The following is a 24,292-nucleotide window of genomic DNA, read 5'->3' as shown; positions in this document are numbered from 1 at the left end:
GCACGCCGGGCTGGCCGATATCCAGGGGCAGGGGATGCGGGGTATCCATGCCGGGCCGGGTGACCGGGCGGGCAGTCGAATGACACTCTTGCATGGCCATCAGCCGCGCGATGCCTGTGATAAGGGGGCAGACAGGTAGCCGTAGCTTTCGTAGGGCTTGCCGTAGCGCCCCGCCTTGGCCAGGTCGTACTGGTTGAGCACCACGCCGATCACCGGGGCCTTGTTGCGCAGCAGGCGGCCGATGCCTTTCTGCACCAGCGGAATCGGCGTGCTTTCCGCATGAATCACGTAGATCAGCGCGTTGCTCAGCTTGGCCAGCAACAGCGCATCACTGACCACCTGGCTGGGCGGCGAGTCGATGATGATGCGCTGGTAGCGGGAGGTGAGCGCATTGAGGATGCGTGCCAGGCGCGGGGATGACAGCAGCTCCTGGGGATTGGACGGTACGCTGCCGGCCGGCAGCATGGCCAGCTTGCCCACGGTGCGCACGCAGTCCTCGAGCCGGCCATGGCCGGCGATCAGGTCAGCCAGGCCGGGGCCCTTCTCGGGCAGGGTGAAGCTGCGCGCCAGGGTCGGGTTGCGCAGGTCGGCCTCGATGAGCAGCACCCGCTCGATGTGCGACATGGAGAAGGCCAGGTTCACCGCCACGGTACTCTTGCCTTCGTTGGCCAGGGTCGAGGTGACCAGCACGATCTGCCGGGGGCGGTCGATGTCCGACAGCACCAGGCCGGTGCGCAGGGTACGGATGGCCTCGCAGAAGCGCTTGTCCTCGTTGAGACGGAACAGGTGGGCGAGCCGGTTGCGGCTCTTGCGTGTCACCAGCGGCACCACGCCCAGCAGCGGCACGTTGATCCGCGCCTCGACGTCCTCGCTGGTACGGAAGGTGTCGTCTAGCGCCTCGCGCAGGAAGGCCAGGCCCATGCCCAGCACCCCGGCGGCCAGCGCCGCGATCCCCAGGATCAGGCCTTTCTGCGGCTTGCTGGGCTGGATCGGCACCATGGCGCGGTCCACCACCTGGGCGTTGGCGGAGTTGATGTCCGAGGTGGCGGCGGTCTCCTTGAGGCGCGCCAGGAAGGTTTCGTACAGCACCCGGTTGCTGTCCACCTCGCGCTGCAGCTCGCGCAGGCGAAATTCCTTGCGGGAAATGTCCTGGATCTGGGTCTTGTTGAGATCGAAGGACTGGCGCAGGGACTGCTCGTTGGCCTCGGCCAGCTGATAGTTGCGCTCGATGCCGGCCACCACCTGCTGTACCTGGGTGTGCAGGCTGGCAGTCGCGGCATTCAGTTCGGTGTGGGCGGCGATCATCGCCGGGTGCTTGGGGCCGTAGCGCCGCGAAAGTTCATCCACCTTGGCCTGGGCACGCGCGCGTTCGGCCTTGAACTGCTGGATCAGTGGATGGCCAAGCACCGCCGGCACACTGGCCAGGCGCTCCAGGTCGCCGTTGAGCGCCTGCACCTGGCGGTACTGGCTCTGCGCCTCGGCGCGTTCGCGGCGGGCATCGATCATCTTGCTGCCGGTCAGGGTCAGCTCGTTGGCACTGATGGTGGACACGCCGTCCAGGTCGACCAACCCTTCAGCTTCGCGGTAGCCCTGCAGCCGGTTCTCTGCCGCGCGCAGGTTCTCCTGCAGTTCCAGCAGCCGCTTGTTCATCCAGTCGGCGGCGGACAGCGAGCGCGTCATGTTGCTGTCCAGCTGGCTGGTGATGAATCCATCGGCCAGCGCGTTGGCGGCGTTCGCCGCCAGCTGCGGGTCCGGCAGTTCGACGTTCACCGCGATCAGCTGGCTCTTGCCGACATAGTGGGCGCTGATCGCCGGGCCGAGGGCCCGAACCACCTCGCGGACCCGTGCCGCTTCGTCCGGCTGCTCCGGCTCTTCGGGCATCAGCCAGTCGGGCAGCCAGGCGCGCCAATCGATCCAGGGCTCGCTGGGCGCTTCCGGTGCAAACAGCGGGTGCCGAGTCAGGTCGAGCTCTTTTACCACCCGTTCGGCCAGTGCCCGCGAGTGCAGCAGGCCCAGCTGGGTCTGCAGGTACTCGCTGGTGTTCACGCCAGGTTCGAAGAGCTGTTGAAAGGCCAGCACCTGCGGGTTGCGGTCGGCAATCACCAGGGTGGCAGTGGCCTTGTACTGGGGTGTGACCCATTGCAGGACGAGCAGGGTGGCGACGCAAGCCACCAGGATCAGGCCGACGATCATCCACTTGGCGCGCCACAGGATGTTCCACAGCTTCATCAGGTCCAGGGTGTCCTCGTCTTCACCGGGGCCGAGGGCGGGCGAGGGCAGGCGCGCAGCATCATAGGGCGGGAGCGTGTTCATCAGAAGAACCCCTGAGCGATGGTGATGGTGTCGCCGGGCAGGATCGGCGTGTCCAGGGCAGGGCGTTCACGCTCCCGTCGGTCGCCGTCGCCTCGCACGATGGTGACCCGCTTGAGCGAGGCGCGCTCGGTCAGGCCGCCGGCCAGGGCTATGGCGCGGTTCAGGGTCAGGCCCGGCTGGTAGGGGTAGCCCCCGGGCTTCTGTACTTCGCCGCTGATGTAGAACTCCCGGTAGGCGACCACGCTGACCGTCACCCGCGGATTGACCAGGTAGCCGTCGCGCAGGCGCTCGCTCAGTTGCTGTTCGATCTGTCCCGCGGTTCGCCCGCCGGCATGCACTTCGCCCACGAAGGGGTAGGAGAAGGTGCCCGCATCGTTGAGGCGAATTTCCTCGAAGCTGAGGTCGGGCTCGCCGAACACGCTGATGCGGATGATGTCGCCCGAGGCCAGCCGGTAACTGCTGCCTTGCTCGACCTGGGCGATGCCCGGGGGAATGAACAACAGGGTGAGCAGGATCGCTAGCAGGACTCTCGACATCGGGGCGGGCTCCATAGGGTTTACAGGCTGCCGGTGGCCGTGAGGGTGTACAGGTTGCGCTGGAAGCGTTCGCGATCCACGGTGGAATCGTTGTCCCAATGGCTGTAGCCCAGGGCCAGTTCCAGCCAGCGCCGCGGTTGATAGGTCAGCGTCAGGCCGGCGCTGCTCAGGTCGTCCTCGCGGTCCAGGCCCTGGTAGCGCAGGCGCGCCGCGCCGACGAAGAGGGTGGAGCTCAGGCGTTCGCTCCACTCATGGCGCCAGTCGAGACGGGTCCGGGTTTGCTTGATGGCATCCGCGCCGTCATCGCCTTCGTCGTAGGCCTGGCGGGTGGTCAGGCTGAAGCGCGAGTAGCTGCGCGGCTCCCAGTCCAGTCCGATTTCCCACATGGGGCTTTCCAGTCCGTCGCGACCATCGTCGTCGTATTCCTTGCGCTGGTAGCCGGCGCGGATGCGGCCGCTGGTTTTCGCGCTGGCTTCCCACACGGCACCGGTCAGCAGCGCCAGGTTGTGGCTGTTCAGCGGGCTGTCCGGCTGGACGTAGTCGAAGTCCTCGTAGCGGGTCTCGATCAGCGCACGCGTACCGCCGATGCGGTGGAACCAGGTGACGCCCAGTCGACTGGCATCACGCTCCTCGCGGGCATTGACCAGGCTGTCATCGTGGAAGCGCAAGCGCTCGTGGTTGGCGGCGAATTCCAGGTTGTTGCGCGCCGTTTCGGCGCCGAAACGATAGGTGGCGCCGAAGGTCCGCAGGCTGTACTCGTCATTCACGCCGGGGATGGCGGTGGAGGCGGTTTCCTCCAGGCGGCTGTAGCCGGCCTTCAGGGTCAGCCGGTGGCGAGCGGTGAACTCCAGGATGCCTTCGAGCAGCAGGCGGTGGTCCAGATGGCTGGCGGAGCTGTCGTCGTGATAGGTCTGCTGTGCGCCCGCGTACGTCAGGCGGTAGGCGCTGTTGCGGTCCTCGGCAACCAGCCGCAGGCGCGGCTCCAGCGTGGTGATCCAGGAACTGGGCGCTGCGTAGGCCGCTTCGCGGTAGTTGTCGTCGTACCGCTCGCCAAGCAGCAGCGAGGGATAGAACTGCAGCCCCTGGATGTTCACAGGCTGCGGGTCGAGGGCACAGGCCGGCGCGGCGAGTAGCGCGGGCGTGAGTAGGCAGGCGGTCGTAAGCCGGTTCATGAAGCGTATCCTTGCTGGGTATGGCATCCGGGCTCTTTCCGGGACGGTGCGCTACCGCCCAGGTTGTCCGTCGGATCCCTGAGAACGAGCGATTTGCCGCTGAACTGCATGACGACAGGCAACGCAATCCCTGACCGTCAGGCTGCCGCTTCGTTTCGAGGGGGACGACAGACGGAGCGGTGGCGACATGAAATGTTGCAAGCCCTTTCGTCCGGACCACGGGCGGCTCCGCTACAGTGGTGTCCTCCCTGAACAACACTGCCCTTCATGACCCTGCTCATCGCCTTCGCCGTTCTTTCCATCCTGGTCTCGTTCCTGTGCTCCATCCTGGAGGCGGCGCTGCTTTCTCTGACCCCCAGCTACATTGCCCAGCAACGACTCACGCGGCCGAAGCTGTATGCACGGCTGAAGGCCCTCAAGGACAAGATCGACCAGCCGCTGGCCGCCATCCTGACGCTGAACACCGTAGCTCACACCGTGGGCGCCACCGGGGTGGGGGCGCAGGTCGTGGTGGTGTTCGGCGACGGCTACCTGGGCGTTGCCTCGGCCGTCATGACACTGCTGATCCTGGTGCTGTCGGAAATCCTGCCCAAGACCATCGGTGCCCGTTACTGGCCACGTCTGGCGCCCATGCTGCCGGTGCTGCTGGGTGGCATGATCCTGCTGCTCAAGCCCTTCATCTGGATGTCTGACGCCATCATGCGGCTGTTCGGCGGCAAGGAGCCGGAGCTGGATGTTCGCCAGGAGATCAAGGCCCTCGCGATGCTGGGAAGGGAGGTCGGCAAGCTCGACGAGGATGAGCAGCGGGTGATCCGCAACATTCTCGACCTGCACGAGATTCGTCTGCGCGACATCATGACCCCGCGCACGGTCTGCGAATCCGTCACGCCGGATGAGTCGATTCGCGAGCTTAAGCAGCGTGTCGAGGAAAGCCAGTTTTCCCGCTACCCGGTGATCGACGAGCACGAAAGCCCGCTGGGTGTGGTGTTCCGTTACGACGCCCTGAAGGCTGCCGACGATGAGCGACCGGTGAGCGAGATCATGAAACCGCTCAAGATCGTGCAGGAAACCATGAACGTCGAGAGCCTGATGACCGAGCTGATGCGCGAGCAGCAGCACATGTGCCTGGTGTACGACGAGTTCGGCGGCTGGCAGGGGCTGGTGACGCTGGAGGACATCCTCGAAACCATCATCGGCAAGCCGATCCTCGACGAGACTGACGACATTCCCAACATGCGCCGTTTTGCCAAGCGTCGCTGGGAGCATCGGGTCAAGTCGATCCAGGGGCGTCAGGACTGATGGGTGTCGTACACGCAAAGGCACGTGCATCCATATTTAACATAACGTGCATTATGGGTAGTTCAGGCGTGAAGAAAGCTGGGGGCCCGGGTGAACGCTTGCCGGCCCAGGGTTGCTGCTTCTTTGGCTGCGATGAAGATTCGTAACGATGAAAGCCAGGCCGATCCGGTATGTGCACTCGCGCCTGTCTGCCGCTGTGTCACTGCGCTCAAGCATCGCATCGGATCGGCGACCCGCTGCTGGCCACACTCACGCCGAGCGCTGAGGTTCCGTCTCGGGCGAACGTCGCCGTCGCAGTGCTTTCGCGTTTCGGCTTTCGGCAAACAGCCGACCGGAGTTCTTGTGATCCGAAGCGCTTCTCCGGCGGCTGGGCCAGCGCTCCGTGTTCGTATTCTGTCTGCCTGCTAGCGCGGTTCCCAGCGTTCAACCGGATACGCCGCACCTGGCCTGGCGCCTGTGATGCTGACGTACAGGTCTCAATCAAGATTCAATAAAATCAATTGGTTACGCGACGTATCGGCTGTGGTGCTTTAAGGGACGGGTTAATCGAGCGCAGGCAGCACGCGTACGTCGTGGCGGCTCAAGGTTTCAGGGCGTGGGGGCAGCCCTTTACCCATCTTCAATATCCGATAACAGCCAGACCCGGATATTGCATATACTGCGCGGCACACCCGTAGTTCCCCAGGAATGATCCGCCGTGGCGCACTCCCCGCAACCCCTGTTCGAGACCTTCGATCGCTTCCATGAACTCAATTTCCTGCACCTGAGCGGCGAGCTGCCGGTGGTTCGCGAGTTCCTCCTGGGCTTCCCCGCGGAACGTCAGGCTGTCGAAGGCTACTGTGCGGCTCGGGGATTCCTGAAGTCCTATGCGGGCAACGAGGCCACGTTCAATTCCTACCGGACCCACGTCGAGCGATTGCTGCTCTGGTCGCTGCTGGTGGCGCACAAACCGCTGCTGGAGCTGCGCCGCCGCGATGCCGAAGCGTTCATGGAGTTCTGCCTCAATCCCCCTGCCGACTGGGTCGGTCCGGTGGTCAAGTCGCGCTTCCTGCGGGTAGGCGGCCGCAAGAAGCAGGACACCGATACCTATCTTCTGAACGAGCACTGGCGCCCCTTCAGCCTGAGTATCGCCAAGCGCGAGCGCAAGGTCGCCGAGGAGTCGTTGACTCCCCTGCCCCCTCGGCCCTATCGCATGGCGCAGGGCTCGGTGGCGCAGGTGTTCGCCGTGTGCGGCAGCTTCTTCCAGCACGCCATCGACGAAGGCCTCACTGAGGTGAATCCGTTCCGCGCGGTGAAACAGAAGTCCATCTACAAGCAGCGCAATACCCTCAACGTCGCCTCGCGCTCGCTCACTCCGTTGCAGTGGAGCTACGTGCTGGAGACTGCCGAGCAGATGGCGGCGCAGGACCCCGTGCACGAGCGCACCCTGTTCATCGTGGCCACGCTGTTTTCCATGTATCTGCGGGTGTCCGACCTGGTGGGCAGGGATGGCTGGTCGCCGACCATGGGCGACCTTCGTCGCGACAGCCGGGACAACTGGTGGTTTCATGTGGTGGGCAAAGGCAACAAGGCGGCCAGGATCAGCGTCCGGGACGAGTACATCGACACCTACCTGGTGCGCTACCGACGGCACCTGCAGCTGCCACCGCTGCCCTCGCCCCACGAAACCACGCCTCTGATCGGAACCCTCAGGGGGCGAGCCGGCCTTTCCGACCGCCATGTACGGCTGTTGCTCCAGGAGGTGTTCGATCGCGCCCTCGCGCGCATGGCCGAGGAGGGCTGGAGCGAGGATGAAATCGACCAGCTGCGCTCGGCCTCGCTGCATTGGCTGCGCCACACGGCCGCAACCTTCGACGCGCCCCACCGGGACATGAAGGACCTGCAGGCAGATCTTCGCCACAACAGCCTCAGCACCACCCAGAACGTCTACTACAACACCCTGGACGAGCAGCGGGCGCACTCGGTGAAAGGCCTCAAGCTCAAGCGCTGAAAGACGTCAGGCCCCCGCCTTGCGCAGGCGCTGGTGGTAGTCCGGCAGGTGCAGCAGGCCGTGCCGCGCGGCCGCGCGGCGCACCGCATTGCGTTCGCCGTCGAATTTCACCGTTTCGCTGATCACCTTGATGTTGCCCTCGATGCCCATGGCGCAGGCGAAACAGACCACGCCGTCCATGGGGCCATCGGCCTCGGCCAGGCCGGTGTTGGCCAGCGCGATGGTCGCGGCACTGGCGCGCAGCGCGCCGACGGCCATCTCCCGTGCGACCTCCTCACTGGTCAGACCATAGGTCTGAATGGTCTGCAGACTGACCCCTAGCATGGCGTGCTTGGCTCCCACGGTGTACGTCACGTAGCCGCTTTCCAGCACCTTGCCGCAGCCCGCGACGTCGGCAAGTAGTCCGCTCATCAACCCGGCGGTACAGGATTCGGCAGTGGTCAGCATGAGCTGGTGGCGAGTCAGAAACTCCACCACGTCCTCCAGGGTTTGCATGGTGCCCTCCGGCGGCGTACTCCCGTAACCATGGGATACCGGCAAGCCGCGCCAGTTCACGAGAACCGCTGGTAGGAGGCGCGAAACTAACCTGCGACCGGTCGGTCAGCCTTATGGATGGGGATCAGAGAACTACAGTTCTTTAGCGCACTTGCCGCGTGTGGCTTCTGTGCGCCTTGGCCTGACACCGGGAGGAAAAACGATGGGGAATGCAGCGGTAACCGCTCACCTAGCCGATTCGAATGTGCACGGCGCGACGATGGATCGTCCGCGACTCAGCGTCGAAAGTCTCCAGACCACTACAAAACGAATTCTGTTCGTCACCCCCGAGTTCGCCGACCTGATCAAGGTCGGTGGCCTGGGTGACGTTTCCGCCTCACTGCCTCGCGCCTTGCATGCCCTGCACGACATCCGTGTGCTGATGCCCGGCTATCCCCAAGTGCTCAACAGCGGCCACGAGGTGCGCGTGATCGCCACCCTGCCCGGCCACGCCGCGCTGCCGCCCTGCCGTATCGGCCGCATGGACCTTCCCGATGGGCTGACCCTGTACGCGGTGATCTGCCCGGAGCTCTACGAGCGCGAAGGCACCCCCTACGGCGACGACCGGGGTCGCGACTGGGACGACAACCACATCCGCTTCGCCCGCCTGGGGCTGGCCGCCGCGCAGATCGCCGCGGGCGAACTGAACTGGGTTCCGGAACTGGTGCATGCCAATGATTGGCAGACCGCGCTGGCCCCGGCCTACATGCACTGGCAGGGGTTGCGTACGCCCTGCGTGTTCACCGTGCACAACCTGGCCTACCAGGGGCTGTGCGAACTGGCCTGCTACAAGGAGCTGGGCCTGCCGGACACGGTCGCCCGCACGGATGGCATGGAGTACTACGGTCGCCTGTGCGCGCTCAAGGCCGGCCTGGTGTATGCCAGTCACATCACCACGGTCAGTCGCAACTACGCCCTGGAGATCACGACCCCGGAGTTCGGCTGTGGCCTGGAGGGCGTGCTGCGCGAACGCGAAAGCCTTGGCCGGCTGACCGGCATTCCCAACGGTATCGACGCCAGCTGGCAACCCGACAACGATCCCTTCCTGGCGCGGCCCTTCGCGTCGAGCGACTGGCTGGCCCGTGCCGAGAACACGCGCTACGTGGAAAAACTGTATGGACTCGACGCCGGGGGACCGCTGTTCGCCGTGGTGTCCCGGCTGGTGCATCAGAAAGGCATCGACCTCACCCTGGAGATCGCCGACACGCTGGTAGCGGCCGGTGGGCGGCTGGTGGTGCTCGGCCGGGGTGAGGAAGCGCTGGAACAGGCGCTGGTCGCGCTGGCGCGCCGCCACCCAGGGCGCATCGGCGTGCGCATCGGCTTCGACGAACGGGACGCTCGGCGCATCTTTGCGGGCAGCGACTTCCTGCTCATGCCGTCCCGCTACGAGCCCTGCGGGCTCAGTCAGATGTATGCGCAACGCTATGGCACGCTGCCGATCGCACGGCGTACCGGCGGATTGGTCGACACCATCGAGGACGGCGTGAACGGCTTCCTGTTCGTCGAGCAGACCGCGGACAGCTACCTGGGGGCGATTCGACGCGCCCTTCAGGTGCACGCCCACCCGCAACTGCTCGCCGCCATGCGCACCCAGGCCATGGCGGCGCCGTTGTTCTGGTCCGAGTCGGTCAGGCCCTACGACCAGCTCTATCGCAGCCTGCTGACGGAGCCGGTCGAGGCGCGGATCTGAACCATGTGGCATGCCAGGCACCATGGGGTCCGTCTGCTGGACGACGGATCAGCGCGTTTTTCCCTGTGGGCACCGGATGCCACCCAGGTTCAGGTGGAACTGGGCGATGGCAGCCGCCACGCCCTGCGTCGCGAGCCACAGGGCTGGTTCACCGGCCAGCTGGGGTGCCCGGCAGGCACGACCTACCGCTACTGGATTGATGAACGTCTGCGCGTGCCCGACCCGGCCTCACGCGGCCAGCAGGGCGATGTGGACGGCCCCAGCCGGGTCGTCGATCTCGCCGCATTCCCCTGGCAGACCACCGACTGGCAGGGGCGCCCCTGGCATGAGGCAGTGTTCTGTGAAGTGCATGCCGGCCTGCTCGGCGGTTTCGCCGGTGTCGCGAGCCATCTCCCCGCGCTGGCCGACCTGGGCATTACCGCCATCGAACTGATGCCGCTGGGCGAGTTTCCCGGCGCACGCAACTGGGGCTATGACGGCGTGCTGCCCTTCGCCCCTGAAGCCAGCTATGGATCGCCCGAAGCGCTGCAGCGCCTGGTGGATCAGGCTCACAGCCTGGGGCTGATGGTATTTGTCGACGTGGTCTACAACCATTTCGGACCCGAAGGTAACTACCTCCACCAGTACGCCAGTGCCTTCTTCCGTGAGGACCAGCATACCCCCTGGGGTGCCGCTATCGATTTCCGCCGCCGGCAGGTTCGCGACTTCTTCATCGAGAACGCACTGATGTGGGTGCAGGATTACCGGATGGATGGCCTGCGGCTGGACGCCGTGCACGCCATTCCCGACCAGGACTTCCTCATCGAGCTGGCCCGGCGTGTGCGGGATGCGGTTCCGCCTGGGCGGGAAGTTCATCTGGTGGTGGAAAACGAGGGTAACAGCGTCGAACTGCTGGAAAGCGGCTACACCGCGCAGTGGAACGACGACGCCCACAATGTGCTGCATGCCCTGCTGACGGGCGAACGCGAGGGCTATTACGCCGACTTCTGCGAAGGGACCACGGAAAAGCTGGCCCGTTGTCTGGGCGAGGGCTTCGTGTTCCAGGGGGAAGCCGATCGCCGTGGGCACCGACGCGGCCAGCCCAGCGGGCACTTGCCACCGACGTCGTTCGTGCTGTTCCTGCAGAACCATGACCAGGTCGGCAATCGTGCCCTGGGCGAACGGCTGGTGAGTCTGTGCGCGCCGCAGGCTCTGGAAGTCGCGGTGGCGCTGCAGATGCTCTGCCCGATGATCCCGCTGCTGTTCATGGGCGAGGAGCGCGGCTGCAGAGAGCCCTTCCTGTTCTTTACCGATTACCACAACGAGCTGGGGCGTGCGGTCCGCGAGGGTCGCCAGCGGGAATTCGCCGCCTTCAGCGCGTTTGCCGGCGTCCAGGTGCCCGATCCCAATGCAGCCGAGACCTTCGAGCACTCGCGCCCGGGGGAGGCCTGTGCGCATTGGCAGCAGTTCTACCGGCAGCTGCTGCAGATCCGCCACCACCAACTGGTTCCGCGTCTGCGCGGCAGTCGTGCCGGGGGCGTGCATGTGCTGCAGGACCAGGCGCTTAGCGCCACCTGGCGGCTTGGCGACGGCAGCCGGTTGCGCATCGATTTCAACCTGGGGGAGCGGCCGGCTACGGCCGCTCCGTTGCCCGCCGCCGCCCGGCCGTTGTTCGACCTGCGCGTCGGCGCTGTCGACGCTTTCCGGCCGCTGTCGCTGCCGCCCTGCAGTCTGCTGGCCACCCTGGAGAATGCCCATGAGTGACAAGCGTCTGGCCGAGCTTTCCCGAGCCGTGGGACTCAACATCGAGTGGCAGGACGCTGCCAAGAAGACCCAGCACGTCACTCCCGAGGCCCAGCGGGCCCTGCTGGAGGCCATGGGGTATCCGGCGCAGACCTCGCAACAGATCGTGGAAAGCCTGGCCACGCTCCGCGATCGTCACCGCAGCCGCTGCTACGGTCCGCTGCTGACCGTCGAGCAGGGACAACCCCTCGACCTGACCGGGCGCTTCAAGGCGGGCAGCCCCTTTCGCCTGATCGAAGAGGATTCCCAGCGCCACGAAGGTCGGTTGGACGCCCATGCCCGCCTGCCTGGCTGGCACATGCCCGGTTATCACCATCTGGAAGTCGGCAACGAGCAACTGACGGTCGCGGTCTGCCCGCCCGCCTGCCCCGATGTCGCCACCCTGTCGGGTGGCCGGGACCGGCATCTGTGGGGGCTGGCCGTGCAGCTCTACGCCCTGCGCCGACAGGGCGATGGGGGCGTGGGCGATACCGAGGCGCTGGAGCACCTGGTGCGCAGCGCGGCCCAGGCCGGCGCAGACGCCATGGCACTGAGCCCGGTGCATGCCATGTTCAGCGCCCTGCCCCACCACTACAGCCCCTACTCCCCGTCCAGCCGCTTGTTCTTCAATGTCCTGCATGCCTCGCCCGGCTGCATCATGGGCGAGCACGCCCAGAGCCAGGCGCTCAAGGTCAGCGGCCTGGAGCAGGAGTTCAAGCGCCTGGAGGCCCTGGACCTGATCGACTGGCCGGCGGCGGGCACCGCTCGCCTGCGCATCCTGCACCAGCTCTACCGCAGCTTTGGTGACGGCGGCAAGGAACACCTGCTGACCCCGGACTTCGACAGCTTCTGCTCGGCAGGTGGCGAAGCGCTGCGCGACCACTGCCGCTTCGAGGCATTGCACGCCTTCCAGCTGGCCCGTGGCCAGTCTGGCGACTGGCGAGACTGGCCGGAATCCCTGCACGATCCCCGCCATGCCGAGGTGGAGCGTTTCGCCCGGGAGCACGCCGAAGAAGTGCGCTTCCACGCCTTCTGCCAGTGGCTCATCGCCCGCTGCCTGAAGCGTGCCCAGGACGCCGCCACCGGCGCCGGCATGCGCATCGGTCTGATCGCCGACCTGGCGGTGGGCGCCGAGCCCACCGGCAGTCAGGCCTGGTCGCGGCAGGCGGAGTTCCTGCTCGCGCTGGCGGTGGGCGCCCCGCCGGACCTGATCAACCGCGCCGGGCAGAACTGGGGCATCACCGCCTTTTCGCCGGAAGGCCTGCGCCAGCATGGCTTTCGCGCCTACCTGGAGATGCTGCGCGCCAACCTGGCGCATGTCGGTGGCCTGCGCATCGACCACGCCATGGGCCTGCAGCGTCTCTGGCTGATTCCCCAGGGGGCACCGCCCGAGGCCGGTGCCTACCTGGACTACCCCTGCACCGATCTGCTGCGCCTGCTCTGCCTGGAAGCCACCCGTCACCAGGCGCTGATCATTGGTGAAGACCTGGGCACCGTCCCGCCCGGTTTCAGCGAGGACCTGGCACGGCGCAATATCCTGGGCATGCGCGTGCTGTACTTCGAACAGCATCAGAAGGGCTTCCGGCCGCTGGCGCAATGGTCCGACGAAGCCCTGGCAACCAGTACGACCCACGACCTGCCGAGCATCATCGGCTGGCTGGAAGGGCGTGACATCCAGCAGCGTCTGGACAGTGGCCATATCGACGAACACCGTGCCCAGGACGATCTTGCCCAGCGCGAGGAGGACCGCCAGGCGCTCGCCGAGACGCTGCAGGCCGAGGGTCTGTTGCGCGAGGATGAGCAAAGACCGGCCCGTTTGCTGGATGCTTGCGTGGAGTTTCTCGGCCTCACGCCGGCCCCGCTGGTGCTGCTTCCCCTGGAAGACATCCTCGGGCATCCGGAGCAACCCAACCTGCCGGGCCCCGGCGATCGCCACCCCAACTGGCGCCGGCGCTGGCCGGTCAGCGTGGACCGCCTGCTGCGCGAGCCGCAGGCCATCACGCGTCTACGCCTTCTGGACAGCAGTCGACAGGCGGCGGGTACGCAGCCATGAGTGCGCCGCGTGCCACCCTGCGCCTGCAATTCCACCGGGGCTTCACCCTGGATGACGCCGCGCGCCGGGTGCCCTACTTCGCCGCGCTGGGCATCAGCCATATCTATGCCTCGCCTCTGTTCACGGCGCGCCCCGGTTCGCTGCATGGCTACGACGTGCTGGACCCGACCCGCATCAACCCGGAGCTGGGCGGCGAAGCCGCGTTACGCCGCCTGGTGGATGCGCTGCATGCGCACGGCATGGGCCTGATCCTGGACATCGTCTCCAACCACATGGCGGTCGGCGGCGATGGCAATCCCTGGTGGCTCGACGTGCTGGAATGGGGCGAAGCCAGCCCCTATGCCAAGTTCTTCGATATCCAGTGGCGCTCACACGACCCGCTGCTGCGCGGCCAATTGCTGGTGCCCTTCCTGCGCAGCGACTATGCGGAGGTGCTACGCGCTGGTGAGCTGGTTCTTGGCTACCAGGAGAACACCGGGCAGTTCTACGCCACCCACCATGAACACCGTTTTCCCCTCGCGCCGGCGTCCTGCGCCCGTATCCTGCGCCATGCCGGCCATGCTGGGCTGGGCGCGCTGGCGGTGCGCTTCGCCAGCCTGCCACGCGGCGAGCGGGGCCGGCACCGCGCCCTCGGGCTGCGCAGGGAACTGTGCCAGCTGTGCCGGGAGCCTGAGGTGCGCACGGCGTTACAGCGGGGCATCGACGCGTACCGCGTGGATGGCGAGGAAGGCTTCCAGCGCCTGCATGCGCTGCTGGAGTGCCAGCATTACCGCCTGGCCAGCTGGCGCACTGCGGCGGACGACATCAACTGGCGGCGCTTCTTCGACATCAACGAGCTGGGCGGTCTGCGGGTCGAACGCGCCGAGGTCTTCGAGGCCACCCATCGCACGCTGTTCGCGCTGATCGAGGAAGGCCTGATCGATGGCCTGCGCATCGACCATGTGGACGGCCTGGCCAATCCCCGCGCCTACTGCCGTCGGTTGCGCCGGCGCGTCGACCGCCTGCGGCCGGGGCACCACCTGCCCATCTACGTGGAGAAGATCCTGGGGGCCGGGGAATCGCTGCCGGGCGACTGGGGCGTGGACGGCACCACCGGCTACGAGTTCATGAACCAGCTGTCGCTGCTGCAGCATGACCCGGCCGGCGAGGTGCCGCTGACCAGCTTCTGGCGCGACGCCAGCGGCCGCGACCTGGACTTCGCCGCCGAGGTGGTCCAGGCCCGTCAACTGATGCTGCAGGGTTCCCTGGCCGGCGACCTGGAAACCGTGGCCCAGGGCCTGCTGCTCATCGCCCGCCAGGACCTGGCCACCCGCGACCTGACGCTGGGTTCGCTGCGCCGCGCGCTGACGGCGCTGATCATGCATTTTCCGGTGTACCGCACCTATGTCACGGTCTGCGGCCGCTCCGCCGAGGACAGGCGGTTCTTCAGCATGGCCCTGCATGGCGCGCGCCGGAGCCTGCCGGAAGCCGACTGGCCGCTGCTGGATCACCTCGATCGCTGGCTGGGCGGCCAACCGCTGCGTGAGCTGCCGCGTGGCCCGGTGCGCAAGCTGCGGCGCAAGATGCTCACCCGTTTCCAGCAACTCACCGCGCCGGCGGCGGCCAAGGCCGTGGAAGACACCGCCTGCTACCGATCGGCGCGCCTGCTGTCACGCAACGACGTCGGCTTTGATCCGCAGCATTTCTGCGCGCCGCCACAGGCGTTCCACGATGCCTGCCGCGAACGCGCCGCACGCTTTCCGGACAACCTGCTGGCCACTGCCACCCACGACCACAAGCGCGGCGAGGACACTCGCGCGCGTCTGGCGGTGCTCAGCGAACGCGCCGCCTGGTTCATCGACGAGGTCAATGTCTGGCTGCGCCTGGCCGAGCCGCTGCGTGCCGAACTCAACGGTGTGCCGGCGCCCTCCCCCGGCGACGAGCTGATGCTCTACCAGACGTTGCTGGCCAGCTGGCCGCTGGCGCTGGAGACGGACGACGAAGAGGGCCGACAGGCGTATCTGGAACGGCTATTGCGCTGGCAGGAGAAGGCCGTGCGCGAAGCCAAGCTGAGCAGCAGCTGGAGTGCGCCCAACGCGCCTTGCGAAGAGGCCAGTCGGCATTTCCTGCGCCAGTTGCTGGAAGCTCCGGCGGGCGCCGAACTGCGTGAGCGTATCGCCGTGGCCGCTCGCTCCCTGGCGCCGACCGGCGCGCTGAACGGACTGGCGCAATGCCTGTTGAAGCTGACCGCCCCGGGCGTCCCCGATCTTTACCAGGGTTGCGAGTTCTGGGACTTCAGTCTGGTGGATCCGGACAACCGCCAACCGGTGGACTTCGATGCGCGCCAGGCCGCCCTCGCCCAGGCGGCCGGCCTGTCCGAACTGCTGGCCCGCTGGCCGGATGGGCACGTCAAGCAGCAACTGATTGCACGGGTCCTGGCTCTGCGCGCCCGCCTGCCTGAGCTGTTCCACGCCGGCGACTACCAGCCGCTGTCGCTGGTCGGCACCCACGCCGACCGGGCGCTGGCCTTCGCGCGCCGCCACGGCCAGGACTGGCTGGTGGTGGTGGTGCCGCGCCTGGCCGCCGACCTGCTGAACGGCCAGACCATTCCTCTGGTGCCAGGGGAACGCTGGTGCGACACCGCCGTCGAACTGCCGAAGGCACTGACCGCGACCACCCTGTCCGGCCTGTTTGCAGGTCGGATGCTGGCGCCCGAGCAGGGTCGCCTGGCCCTGAGCGATGTGCTCGGAGGGTTTCCGGTCGAGGTGCTGCATGTTCAGGAGAGCAACCATGAGTGACGAACAGCGCATACGAGAGCTGGCCTACCAGATCTGGGAGGCCGAGGGGCGTCCCGATGGAGAACAGGACCGCCACTGGACACTGGCCAGCCGGCTGGCCAGCGAGACCGTGCGTGTGGAAACCCCTACCCCCAAGGCGCGGGTCTCCCGCAGCCGGCCCCGCGCGGCAGCGGCCGAGACGGTCGAAACGCCGCCGGCCCCCCGGCGCGGCGCCAGCAGTAGCCGGCGGAAGAATGAACAACCGCGCTGACGACCAGACCAAGGAGGGCTCACCATGACCAGTCGCAGACCCCGTCAACACTCCCGGGTCACCGAAGGGCACCCGTTCCCGCTCGGTGCCACCTGGGATGGTCTTGGCGTCAATTTCGCCCTGTTTTCCGCCCATGCCACCAAGGTGGAACTGTGCCTGTTCGATGATTCCGGCCGGCGCGAGCTGGAACGCATCGAGCTGCCCGAATACACCAATGAAATCTGGCATGGCTACCTGCCCGACGCTCACCCGGGGCAGATCTATGGCTACCGGGTGCATGGGCCCTACGAACCAGAGGCCGGCCATCGCTTCAACCCCCACAAGCTGCTGATCGACCCCTACGCCAAGCAGTTGGTCGGTCGACTGCAATGGTCGGAGTCGCTGTTCGGCTACACCATCGGCTCGCCGGACGGCGACCTCAGTTTCGACACCCGCGACAGCGCACCCTTCGTGCCCAAGTGCAAGATCCTCGACCCGGCCTTCACTTGGGGCGACCAGCAGACGGTGCGTGTGCCCTGGGACAGCACCGTGATCTACGAAGCCCACCTGCGCGGGCTGAGCATGCGCCACCCGGCGGTGCCCGAGGAGCGGCGCGGCACCTTTGCCGGACTGACCAACCCGGAGCTGCTGCGCCATATCCGCTCCCTCGGCATTACCAGCCTGGAACTGCTCCCGGTGCACGCCTTCGTCAACGATCAGCACCTGCTGGACAAGGACCTCAACAACTACTGGGGCTACAACAGCATCGCCTTCTTCGCCCCGCACCCGGCCTACCTGGCCAGTGGTAAGGTCAACGAGTTCAAGGAGATGGTCGCGCGCCTGCATGATGCCGGCCTGGAGCTGATTCTCGATGTGGTCTACAACCACACCGCCGAAGGCAACGAGCTGGGCCCGACGCTGAGCATGCGTGGCATCGACAACGCCACCTACTACCGGCTGATGCCCGACAACCGGCGCTTCTACGTCAACGACACCGGCACCGGCAATACCCTCGACCTCAGCCATCCCTGCGTGCTGCAGATGGTCACCGACTCGCTGCGCTACTGGGCTACCGACATGCGCGTGGACGGATTCCGCTTCGACCTGGCGACCATCCTCGGCCGCCATGCACACGGCTTCGACGAGCGCCACGGCTTCCTGGTGGCCTGCCGCCAGGACCCGGCGCTGAGCAAGGTCAAGCTGATCGCCGAGCCCTGGGACTGCGGTCCCGGGGGCTACCAGGTCGGCGGTTTTCCACCCGGCTGGGTGGAGTGGAACGACAAGTTCCGCGACTGCGTGCGGGCGTTCTGGCGCGGCGATGACGGCATGCTCGCCGAGCTGGCCTGCCGGATGACCGGCTCGGGCGACCTGTTCGACCAGCGCGGTCGCCGCCCCTACGCCTCGGTCAATTTCGTCACTGCCCACGACGGCTTCACCCTGCGCGATCTGGTCAGCTACGACCACAAGCACAACGAGGCCAACGACGAGGGCAATCGCGACGGCACCGACAACAACTACTCCTGGAACCATGGTTGCGAAGGCCCCACGGACGATCCGGATATCCGCACCCTGCGCCTGCGCCAGATGCGCAACATGCTGGCTACCCTCTTCCTCTCGCAAGGTACGCCGATGCTGGTAGCCGGTGACGAGTTCGGCCGCACCCAGCAGGGCAACAACAACGTCTATTGCCAGGACAACGAGCTGTCCTGGATCAACTGGGAGCTGGACGAGGAAGGCCAGCAACTGCTGGCCTTCACCCGTCGTTTGATCGCCTTGCGCCGCAGCTACCCCATCCTGCGCCGCGGGCGTTTCCTGGTGGGCAATTACAACGAGGAACTGGGCGTCAAGGACGTGGCCTGGCTGGTGCCCGACGGCAGCGAGATGAGCCAGGAAAACTGGCACGATGCGAACGCCCGCTGCATGGGCATGCTGCTGGATGGACGCGCACAACCCACCGGCATTCGCCGCAAGGGCGCTGATGTGACCCTGCTGGTGATCGTCAATGCCCATGACGACGCGGTGAACTTCCGGCTGCCCGAGGTGGCCCAGGGCGCCGGCTGGAACTGCCTGCTGGACACCAATCGGCCCGAGCTGCGGGGCGGGGAATCGCATGCCTTTCACAGCGAATTCCTGGTGACTGGCCGCTCGCTGCTGCTGCTGGAGCTGCAGCGCGAAGCGAGGTAAGCGGCGTGCAGATGCCACTGGACAGGCGGCCCCCGATGTTCTGAACCGTCCTGCGTCGCCCTAGTCGGACGCTAGAGGGGGCGGACAGACATCCGCCAGGCTCGCATTCCAGCAATCCGGAGGACCTCGTCATGAAGATTTCCGAAGTCATGACCCGCGACGTGCAGACCATCCTTCCCGAACAAAGCATCCAGGAGGCGGCCAGTCTGATGCAGCGCATCGACTGCGGCGCCCTGCTGGTGCATGAAGGCGACCGACTGGTCGGCATGCTGACCGATCGCGACATCGCCATCCGCGCGGTGGCCCAGGGCCTGTCGCCCGACACGCCGGTGCGCCAGGTGATGAGCAGTGGCATCCGCTACTGCTTCGAGGACGAGGACGTCCAGCATGTGGCCCAGAACATGGCCGATATCCAGGTGCGCCGCCTGCCGGTGCTCAACCGCGAGAAGCGGCTGATCGGCGTGGTATCCCTGGGCAACATCGCCAGCATCCACAGCCAGCGCGCCAGCGACACGGTGCTGCGCGGCGTTGCCAAGGCGCACTGAGGCGCCCTGCCGGGCCGGGAGACTGATCATGAAGGCCGTGGTATTCCATGACGTGGGCGACATCCGCCTGGAAGAGGTAGCGGAACCGACGCTGCAGGCACCCACCGATGCCATCGTGCGGATCACGGCGTCGGCGATCTGCGGCACCGACCTGCACATGGTGCGGGGCACCATGACCGGCATGGTGCCGGGCACCATTCTCGGCCACGAAGGCGTGGGCATCGTCGAGGCGCTGGGCGCTGACGTGCGCAACCTGCAAATCGGCGACCGGGTGGTGATCGGCTCGACCATCGCCTGTGGCAACTGCGTGTACTGCCGTGCCGGCTACTACTCCCAGTGCGATGTGGCCAACCCCAACGGTCCGCAGGCCGGCACCGCTTTCTTCGGAGGGCCGAAGAGCACCGGTCCGTTCCATGGCATGCAGGCCGAAAAGGTGCGCGTGCCGTTCGCCCACGTGGGGCTGGTGAAGCTGCCCAGCAAGATCAGCGACGACCAGGCGATCCTGCTGTCGGACATCTTTCCCACCGGCTATTTCGGCGCCGAACTGGCGGAAATCAAACCGGGGGACACCGTGGCGGTGTTCGGCTGTGGCCCGGTGGGCCAGTTCGCCATTGCCAGCGCCCTGCTCCTGGGCGCCGGGCAGGTCTTTGCCATCGATCACCTGGAAGACCGTTTGCACATGGCCCGCCAGCAGGGTGCGGAGGTGATCAACTTCGACAAGGAAGACCCGGTCGCCACCCTGCGCCGGCTGACGGCCGGCATCGGCGTGGACCGCGCCATCGACGCGGTGGGCGTGGATGCCGAGCAGCCCCATCAGGCCGCACGGCACGGGGAGACCGGCCACTTCCGGGAGGAAGTCGCCAGCGTGGCGCCGCACACCCACCCTGACGGTGACAACTGGCATCCCGGCGACGCGCCCAGCCAAGTGCTGCAGTGGGCCGTGGAAGGCCTGGCCAAGGCCGGCACCTTGTCCATCATCGGTGTGTATCCGGAGCAGGCACGCAGCTTCCCCATCGGCATGGCGATGATGAAGAACCTCACCATCAAGATGGGAAACTGCCCACACCGGCGCTACATCCCGAAACTCATCGAGCTGGTGCTGTCCGGAGCGATCGATCCGGCGCAGATCCTCACCCAGGTCAAACCCATGGGCGATGCCATTGCTGCCTTCCAGGCATTCGACCGACGGGAAAGCGGCTGGGTGAAGGTGGAGCTGCATCCCCAGCGGCAGCAGGCACGCACGGGCGATGAGGAGCAGGTACACGGTGAGGCGCTGCTGGATGACGCCATCGAGGACTCCTTCCCGGCCAGCGATCCCCCGGCGATTACGGCGCCCAAGCGCTCCTGAGCGATGAGCGAGATACGCATCGGCATTTCCGGCTGGCGCTACGCGCCCTGGCGGGGCGACTTCTATCCCGAAGGTCTGGCGCAAAAGAACGAGCTGCACTATGCCTCGCGCACAGTGGGCAGCATCGAGATCAACGGTTCCTTCTATGCCCTGCAGACGCCTGAGCGCTACGCCGGCTGGTACGCCGACACGCCCGAGGGCTTCGTGTTCAGTGTCAAGGCACCGCGCTTCATTACCCATGTGCGACGCCTGCGCGACGTGGAAACCCCGGTGGCCAACTTCTTCGCGTCGGGGGTGCTGCGCCTGGAAGACAAGCTGGGGCCCATGCTCTGGCAGTTTCCCCCCAGCTTTCGCTTTGATGCCGGGCAGTTCGAGCACTTCCTCGATCTGCTGCCTCAGGATGCTGAGGCCGCGCGCGCCTGTGCCATGAAGTGCGACAGCACGCTGCGCCGCAAAGGTTCGCTGGAGTTCACCCGCGAGGGGCCGCTGCGCCACGCCGTGGAAATCCGCCACCGCAGTTTCGTGGTGCCGGCCTTCGTAGAGCTGCTGAGCCGCTACCGGGTCGCCCTGGTGGTGGCCGACACCGCCGGCAAATGGCCCTATCAGGAAGATGTGACCAGCGACTTCCTCTACTTGCGGTTGCATGGCGACGAAGAGCTCTATGCCAGCGGCTACAGCGACGAGGCGCTGGACCGCTGGGCCGCGCGCATTCGCTTGTGGACCCACGGCGACCAGCCCGAGGACGCCCACCTGATCGATCCGCACCGTGCGGTCGAGCACCAGCCCCGGGATGCCTACTGCTACTTCGACAACGACATCAAGGTCCGCGCGCCCTATGACGCACGCGCCCTGCTGGAACGGCTGGGGCTGGCGGATCGACTGGAGTACGCGCCGGGCCAGTTGGAGGCGCGGTCATGAGTCCCGAATCGCTGCGCCACAGCCAGCGGCCGGCGGTGCACCGGCTGCGGCTGCTGACCGTCAATACCCACAAGGGCTTCAATGTGTTCAACCGGCGCTTCATCCTGCCGGAGCTGCGCGATGCGGTGCGCACCCTGTCCACCGAGCTGGTGTTCCTGCAGGAAGTGCATGGCACCCATCACCGTCATCCGTTGCGCTGGAAGGAGTGGCCACCGACGCCGCAGTACGAATTCCTGGCCGACAGCATGTGGCCGGAGTTCGCCTACGGGCGCAACGCGGTGTACCCGGATGGCGACCACGGCAACGCCCTGCTCTCCAAGTTTCCGATCCTGGCGTTCCACAACCATGACGTGTCCATCGGTGATCATGAAGTGCGCGGCCTGCTGCATGCCGAGTTGGACGTGCCCGGTGACCGCGAGGTGCATGCCATCTGCGTGCACCTGGGCTTGCGGGAGAGTCACCGCCGTCGCCAGTTGCGTCTGCTGTGCGGCCTGCTGGCCGAGCTGCCCGGCGACGCGGCGGTGATCGTCGCCGGGGATTTCAATGACTGGCGCCGCACGGCCGATCCGCTGCTGGCCGAGTGCGGCCTGCACGAGGTGTTCACCCGCGCCTACGGCGCGCCAGCGAAGAGCTTTCCGGCGCGCTGGCCGTTGTTGCCGCTGGATCGGGTCTATCTGCGCAATGCCAGCGGGCATGAGGCACGGGCGCTGACCCGTCGCCCCTGGTCGCATCTGTCCGACCATGCGCCGCTGTCTGTGGAGGTGCATCTATGACCGGGGTCTGGCATGGGCAGAACCAGGTGGAGCTGCTGATCAATGGCGAGGACTACTTTCCTCGGGTATTCGAGGCGATCCGCGCGGCGCGCCACGAGGTGCTGGTGGAAACCTTCATCATCTTCGAGGACCCGGTCGGCCAGGCGCTGCAACAGGCGCTGATCGAAGCGGCCGAGCGCGGCGTGCGCATCGAGGTGACCGCCGACGGCTACGGCACCGCCGACCTGGGCAAGGCCTACATCGAAGCCCTGACCCGCGTCGGCGTGCGGGTACACCTGTTCGACCCGCGCCCGAAGATGTTCGGTATGCGCACCAACCTGTTCCGCCGGCTGCACCGCAAGATCGTGGTGGTCGATGGCGAGGTCGCCTATGTGGGGGGCATCAACTTCTGCCTGGATCACCTGCAGGAGTTCGGTCCCATGGCCAAGCAGGATTACGCCGTCGAGGTGCGCGGCCCGGTGGTGGCCGACATCCACCGCGCCGCCGTGGAGTTGCTGGCCCAGTGTGGCGTCGATACCCCGGGGGCCGGGCTGCGTCCCAGCCCCGGCAGCCAGGGGCGCAGTGCCATGCTGCTGGCGATCCGCGACAACGACGCCCACCAGGACGACATCGAGGACCAGTACATGGCGGCGATCCGCAACGCCCGCGAGCGGCTGCTGGTGGCCAATGCCTACTTCTTCCCCGGCTACCGGCTGCTGCGCGAGCTGCGCAACGCCGCCCAGCGCGGCGTGCAGGTGTCGTTGATCCTGCAGGGACAACCGGACATGCGCTGGGTGTGGGTATTGGGGCGCCTGCTGTATGACTATCTGCTGCGCGACGGCGTGCAGATCTACGAGTACTGCGAGAAGCCGCTGCATGGCAAGGTGGCCCTGGCCGACCGGGAATGGAGCACGGTGGGCTCCAGCAATCTCGATCCGCTGAGCCTGTCCCTGAACCTGGAGGCCAACCTGTTCATCCGCGATCCAACCTTCAACCAGCGGTTGTTCGCCCACCTCAGCGAGCTGGCTGAAACCCGCTGCAAGCCGGTCACTCGCCAGGTGCTGCGGCGTGGCTACTGGTGGCGCGCGCCGCTGATGTTTCTGGGTTTCCACGCCGCCCGGCACTTCCCCGCCGTGCTGGGCTGGTTCCCGGCCCACCGTCCCAAGCTGACCACCGCCGCAGCGGAATCGCCGGACACTATCGCTTGCGGGTCCGGCAAGTCATGAACAACGAGACAGTGCGCAGCGTGCCGCGCGGCCGGCGCCTGTTGCGGCGGCTGGTTACCCTGGCGCTGGTCAGCCTGCTGGCCGTGCTGCTGTTCAACCTGATTCGCCATGTGGATTGGCGCGAAGTCTGGCAGGCGTTGCGCGGCTTCAGCCTGGCAACGCTGGTCCTGGGCGTGGCGCTGGTACTGGTGAGCCATCTGCTGTTCAGCGCATTCGATCTGCTCGGGCGTGCCTACACCGGGCACCAGTTGCCCACGCGGCAGGTGCTGCGGGTGGCGTTCGTCTGCTACGCCTTCAACCTGAACCTGGGCTCCTGGGTCGGTAGTGTGGCCATGCGCTACCGCCTGTACTCCCGCCTGGGCCTGGACCTGTCCACCATCACGCGGATTCTCAGCACCAGCATCATCACCAACTGGCTGGGTTACATACTGATGGCCGGCTTGGTCTTCGCGCTGGGGCTGCTGGAATTGCCGGAGCACTGGCGTCTGGGTAGCGAGGGGTTACGTATTGTCGGCGTACTGCTGCTGCTGGCCGGCGTCGCCTACCTGTTGGCCTGCCGCTTCGCCACCCATCGCACCTGGCATTGGCGCGCCCACCGCATTACCCTGCCCTCGCTGCGCTTCGCCCTGCTGCAGGCCAGCATGGGCGCCCTGAACTGGTGCCTGATGGCGTTGCTCATCACCCTGCTGCTGCCCGAGCGCGCCGGCTTTGCCACGGTGCTGGGCATTCTGCTGATCAGTGCCATCGCCGGCGTAGTCACCCACATCCCCGCCGGACTGGGCGTACTGGAAGCCATCTTTCTCGCCATGCTGCAGCACCAGATGCCGGCCAGCGCCCTGCTGGCTGCGCTGATCGGCTACCGGGCGCTGTACTTCCTGCTGCCCCTGCTGGTGGCCTGCGCGCTCTATCTGCTGCTGGAGCGCCGGGCGGGCGCACGATTCCAGGCATCGCGCTGACGCCGAAAC

Annotated in this window: 18 protein-coding genes; 14 read left to right on the top strand and 4 right to left on the bottom strand. The window is 66.5% G+C overall.

From position 1 onward, the window contains the following. Window positions 1-99: 99 nt before the first annotated feature. The 3 genes from PT85_RS13325 to PT85_RS13315 are packed head-to-tail and all read right to left on the bottom strand — an operon-like array spanning window position 100 to window position 4,021. Window positions 100-2,313: a GumC family protein gene (locus PT85_RS13325; protein WP_051587403.1), complete on the bottom strand. Its 2,214-nt coding sequence runs from the start codon at window positions 2,311-2,313 to the stop codon at window positions 100-102. Continuing rightward, the gene (locus PT85_RS13320; protein ID WP_037008769.1) at window positions 2,313-2,849 is read right to left on the bottom strand and encodes a polysaccharide biosynthesis/export family protein; all 537 of its coding nucleotides are present in this window, start codon (window positions 2,847-2,849) and stop codon (window positions 2,313-2,315) included. The genes PT85_RS13325 and PT85_RS13320 overlap by 1 nt, the downstream gene beginning before the upstream one ends. 20 nt (window positions 2,850-2,869) lie before the next feature. After that, window positions 2,870-4,021, bottom strand: coding sequence for an outer membrane beta-barrel protein (locus tag PT85_RS13315; protein ID WP_039606894.1), 1,152 nt, complete (start codon window positions 4,019-4,021; stop codon window positions 2,870-2,872). A 267-nt stretch (window positions 4,022-4,288) separates the two neighbouring features. Between PT85_RS13315 and PT85_RS13310 the strand changes: the two genes are divergently transcribed. Further along, window positions 4,289-5,320, top strand: a complete 1,032-nt coding sequence (locus PT85_RS13310) for a hemolysin family protein (protein ID WP_027590293.1) — start codon at window positions 4,289-4,291, stop codon at window positions 5,318-5,320. A gap of 697 nt (window positions 5,321-6,017) precedes the next feature. Further along, window positions 6,018-7,310: a tyrosine-type recombinase/integrase gene (locus PT85_RS13305; protein ID WP_175444360.1), complete on the top strand. Its 1,293-nt coding sequence runs from the start codon at window positions 6,018-6,020 to the stop codon at window positions 7,308-7,310. Between the two features lie 6 nt (window positions 7,311-7,316). Here PT85_RS13305 and PT85_RS13300 read toward each other — a convergent pair whose 3' ends face one another. Next, window positions 7,317-7,805 (bottom strand): CinA family protein, encoded by a 489-nt coding sequence (locus PT85_RS13300; protein ID WP_027590295.1) that lies wholly within the window; start codon window positions 7,803-7,805, stop codon window positions 7,317-7,319. 259 nt (window positions 7,806-8,064) lie between these two features. Here PT85_RS13300 and glgA point away from each other — a divergent pair, with 259 nt between their 5' ends. From glgA to PT85_RS13240, 12 genes are all read left to right on the top strand, one after another. After that, on the top strand, window positions 8,065-9,534 hold the full coding sequence (gene glgA / locus PT85_RS13295) for a glycogen synthase GlgA (RefSeq protein WP_175444361.1): 1,470 nt from the start codon (window positions 8,065-8,067) through the stop codon (window positions 9,532-9,534). Between the two features lie 3 nt (window positions 9,535-9,537). Beyond that, window positions 9,538-11,277, top strand: a complete 1,740-nt coding sequence (treZ, locus tag PT85_RS13290) for a malto-oligosyltrehalose trehalohydrolase (protein WP_065365668.1) — start codon at window positions 9,538-9,540, stop codon at window positions 11,275-11,277. Further along, window positions 11,270-13,348: a 4-alpha-glucanotransferase gene (malQ, locus tag PT85_RS13285; protein WP_039606893.1), complete on the top strand. Its 2,079-nt coding sequence runs from the start codon at window positions 11,270-11,272 to the stop codon at window positions 13,346-13,348. Before treZ ends, malQ begins: the two co-directional genes overlap by 8 nt. Continuing rightward, the gene (locus PT85_RS13280; RefSeq protein WP_039606892.1) at window positions 13,345-16,125 is read left to right on the top strand and encodes a malto-oligosyltrehalose synthase; all 2,781 of its coding nucleotides are present in this window, start codon (window positions 13,345-13,347) and stop codon (window positions 16,123-16,125) included. The genes malQ and PT85_RS13280 overlap by 4 nt, the downstream gene beginning before the upstream one ends. Then, on the top strand, window positions 16,118-16,375 hold the full coding sequence (locus PT85_RS13275; RefSeq protein ID WP_039606891.1) for a DUF2934 domain-containing protein: 258 nt from the start codon (window positions 16,118-16,120) through the stop codon (window positions 16,373-16,375). The genes PT85_RS13280 and PT85_RS13275 overlap by 8 nt, the downstream gene beginning before the upstream one ends. A gap of 24 nt (window positions 16,376-16,399) precedes the next feature. Further along, entirely contained in the window at window positions 16,400-18,538 is a 2,139-nt protein-coding gene (gene glgX / locus PT85_RS13270) for a glycogen debranching protein GlgX (protein WP_039560265.1), read from the top strand. Between the two features lie 131 nt (window positions 18,539-18,669). Further along, window positions 18,670-19,083: a CBS domain-containing protein gene (locus PT85_RS13265; protein WP_027590301.1), complete on the top strand. Its 414-nt coding sequence runs from the start codon at window positions 18,670-18,672 to the stop codon at window positions 19,081-19,083. 28 nt (window positions 19,084-19,111) lie between these two features. After that, a complete protein-coding gene (locus tag PT85_RS13260) occupies window positions 19,112-20,431 on the top strand; it encodes a zinc-dependent alcohol dehydrogenase (protein ID WP_039606890.1) in 1,320 nt (439 codons plus the stop codon). Window positions 20,432-20,434: 3 nt separating this feature from the next. Beyond that, on the top strand, window positions 20,435-21,349 hold the full coding sequence (locus PT85_RS13255; protein ID WP_039560267.1) for a DUF72 domain-containing protein: 915 nt from the start codon (window positions 20,435-20,437) through the stop codon (window positions 21,347-21,349). Then, window positions 21,346-22,122: an endonuclease/exonuclease/phosphatase family protein gene (locus PT85_RS13250; protein ID WP_037008779.1), complete on the top strand. Its 777-nt coding sequence runs from the start codon at window positions 21,346-21,348 to the stop codon at window positions 22,120-22,122. Before PT85_RS13255 ends, PT85_RS13250 begins: the two co-directional genes overlap by 4 nt. After that, on the top strand, window positions 22,119-23,327 hold the full coding sequence (clsB, locus tag PT85_RS13245; protein ID WP_039606889.1) for a cardiolipin synthase ClsB: 1,209 nt from the start codon (window positions 22,119-22,121) through the stop codon (window positions 23,325-23,327). Before PT85_RS13250 ends, clsB begins: the two co-directional genes overlap by 4 nt. After that, window positions 23,324-24,283: a lysylphosphatidylglycerol synthase domain-containing protein gene (locus PT85_RS13240; protein WP_039606888.1), complete on the top strand. Its 960-nt coding sequence runs from the start codon at window positions 23,324-23,326 to the stop codon at window positions 24,281-24,283. Before clsB ends, PT85_RS13240 begins: the two co-directional genes overlap by 4 nt. Window positions 24,284-24,292: the final 9 nt, after the last annotated feature.

The organism is Pseudomonas flexibilis (assembly GCF_000806415.1).
GTDB classification, from domain to species: Bacteria; Pseudomonadota; Gammaproteobacteria; order Pseudomonadales; family Pseudomonadaceae; genus Serpens; species Serpens flexibilis.
This window is presented reverse-complemented; position numbering and strand designations above follow the sequence as displayed.

What these genes read in the sequence shown, in the direction of transcription:
- PT85_RS13325 (WP_051587403.1), bottom strand. Translation starts at nt 2,313, where the DNA reads ATGAACACGCTCCCGCCCTATGATGCTGCGCGCCTGCCCTCGCCCGCC.
- PT85_RS13320 (WP_037008769.1), bottom strand. Translation starts at nt 2,849, where the DNA reads ATGTCGAGAGTCCTGCTAGCGATCCTGCTCACCCTGTTGTTCATTCCC.
- PT85_RS13315 (WP_039606894.1), bottom strand. Translation starts at nt 4,021, where the DNA reads ATGAACCGGCTTACGACCGCCTGCCTACTCACGCCCGCGCTACTCGCC.
- PT85_RS13310 (WP_027590293.1), top strand. Translation starts at nt 4,289, where the DNA reads ATGACCCTGCTCATCGCCTTCGCCGTTCTTTCCATCCTGGTCTCGTTC.
- PT85_RS13300 (WP_027590295.1), bottom strand. Translation starts at nt 7,805, where the DNA reads ATGCAAACCCTGGAGGACGTGGTGGAGTTTCTGACTCGCCACCAGCTC.
- glgA (WP_175444361.1), top strand. Translation starts at nt 8,065, where the DNA reads ATGGATCGTCCGCGACTCAGCGTCGAAAGTCTCCAGACCACTACAAAA.
- treZ (WP_065365668.1), top strand. Translation starts at nt 9,538, where the DNA reads ATGTGGCATGCCAGGCACCATGGGGTCCGTCTGCTGGACGACGGATCA.
- malQ (WP_039606893.1), top strand. Translation starts at nt 11,270, where the DNA reads ATGAGTGACAAGCGTCTGGCCGAGCTTTCCCGAGCCGTGGGACTCAAC.
- PT85_RS13280 (WP_039606892.1), top strand. Translation starts at nt 13,345, where the DNA reads ATGAGTGCGCCGCGTGCCACCCTGCGCCTGCAATTCCACCGGGGCTTC.
- PT85_RS13275 (WP_039606891.1), top strand. Translation starts at nt 16,118, where the DNA reads ATGAGTGACGAACAGCGCATACGAGAGCTGGCCTACCAGATCTGGGAG.
- glgX (WP_039560265.1), top strand. Translation starts at nt 16,400, where the DNA reads ATGACCAGTCGCAGACCCCGTCAACACTCCCGGGTCACCGAAGGGCAC.
- PT85_RS13265 (WP_027590301.1), top strand. Translation starts at nt 18,670, where the DNA reads ATGAAGATTTCCGAAGTCATGACCCGCGACGTGCAGACCATCCTTCCC.
- PT85_RS13260 (WP_039606890.1), top strand. Translation starts at nt 19,112, where the DNA reads ATGAAGGCCGTGGTATTCCATGACGTGGGCGACATCCGCCTGGAAGAG.
- PT85_RS13255 (WP_039560267.1), top strand. Translation starts at nt 20,435, where the DNA reads ATGAGCGAGATACGCATCGGCATTTCCGGCTGGCGCTACGCGCCCTGG.
- PT85_RS13250 (WP_037008779.1), top strand. Translation starts at nt 21,346, where the DNA reads ATGAGTCCCGAATCGCTGCGCCACAGCCAGCGGCCGGCGGTGCACCGG.
- clsB (WP_039606889.1), top strand. Translation starts at nt 22,119, where the DNA reads ATGACCGGGGTCTGGCATGGGCAGAACCAGGTGGAGCTGCTGATCAAT.
- PT85_RS13240 (WP_039606888.1), top strand. Translation starts at nt 23,324, where the DNA reads ATGAACAACGAGACAGTGCGCAGCGTGCCGCGCGGCCGGCGCCTGTTG.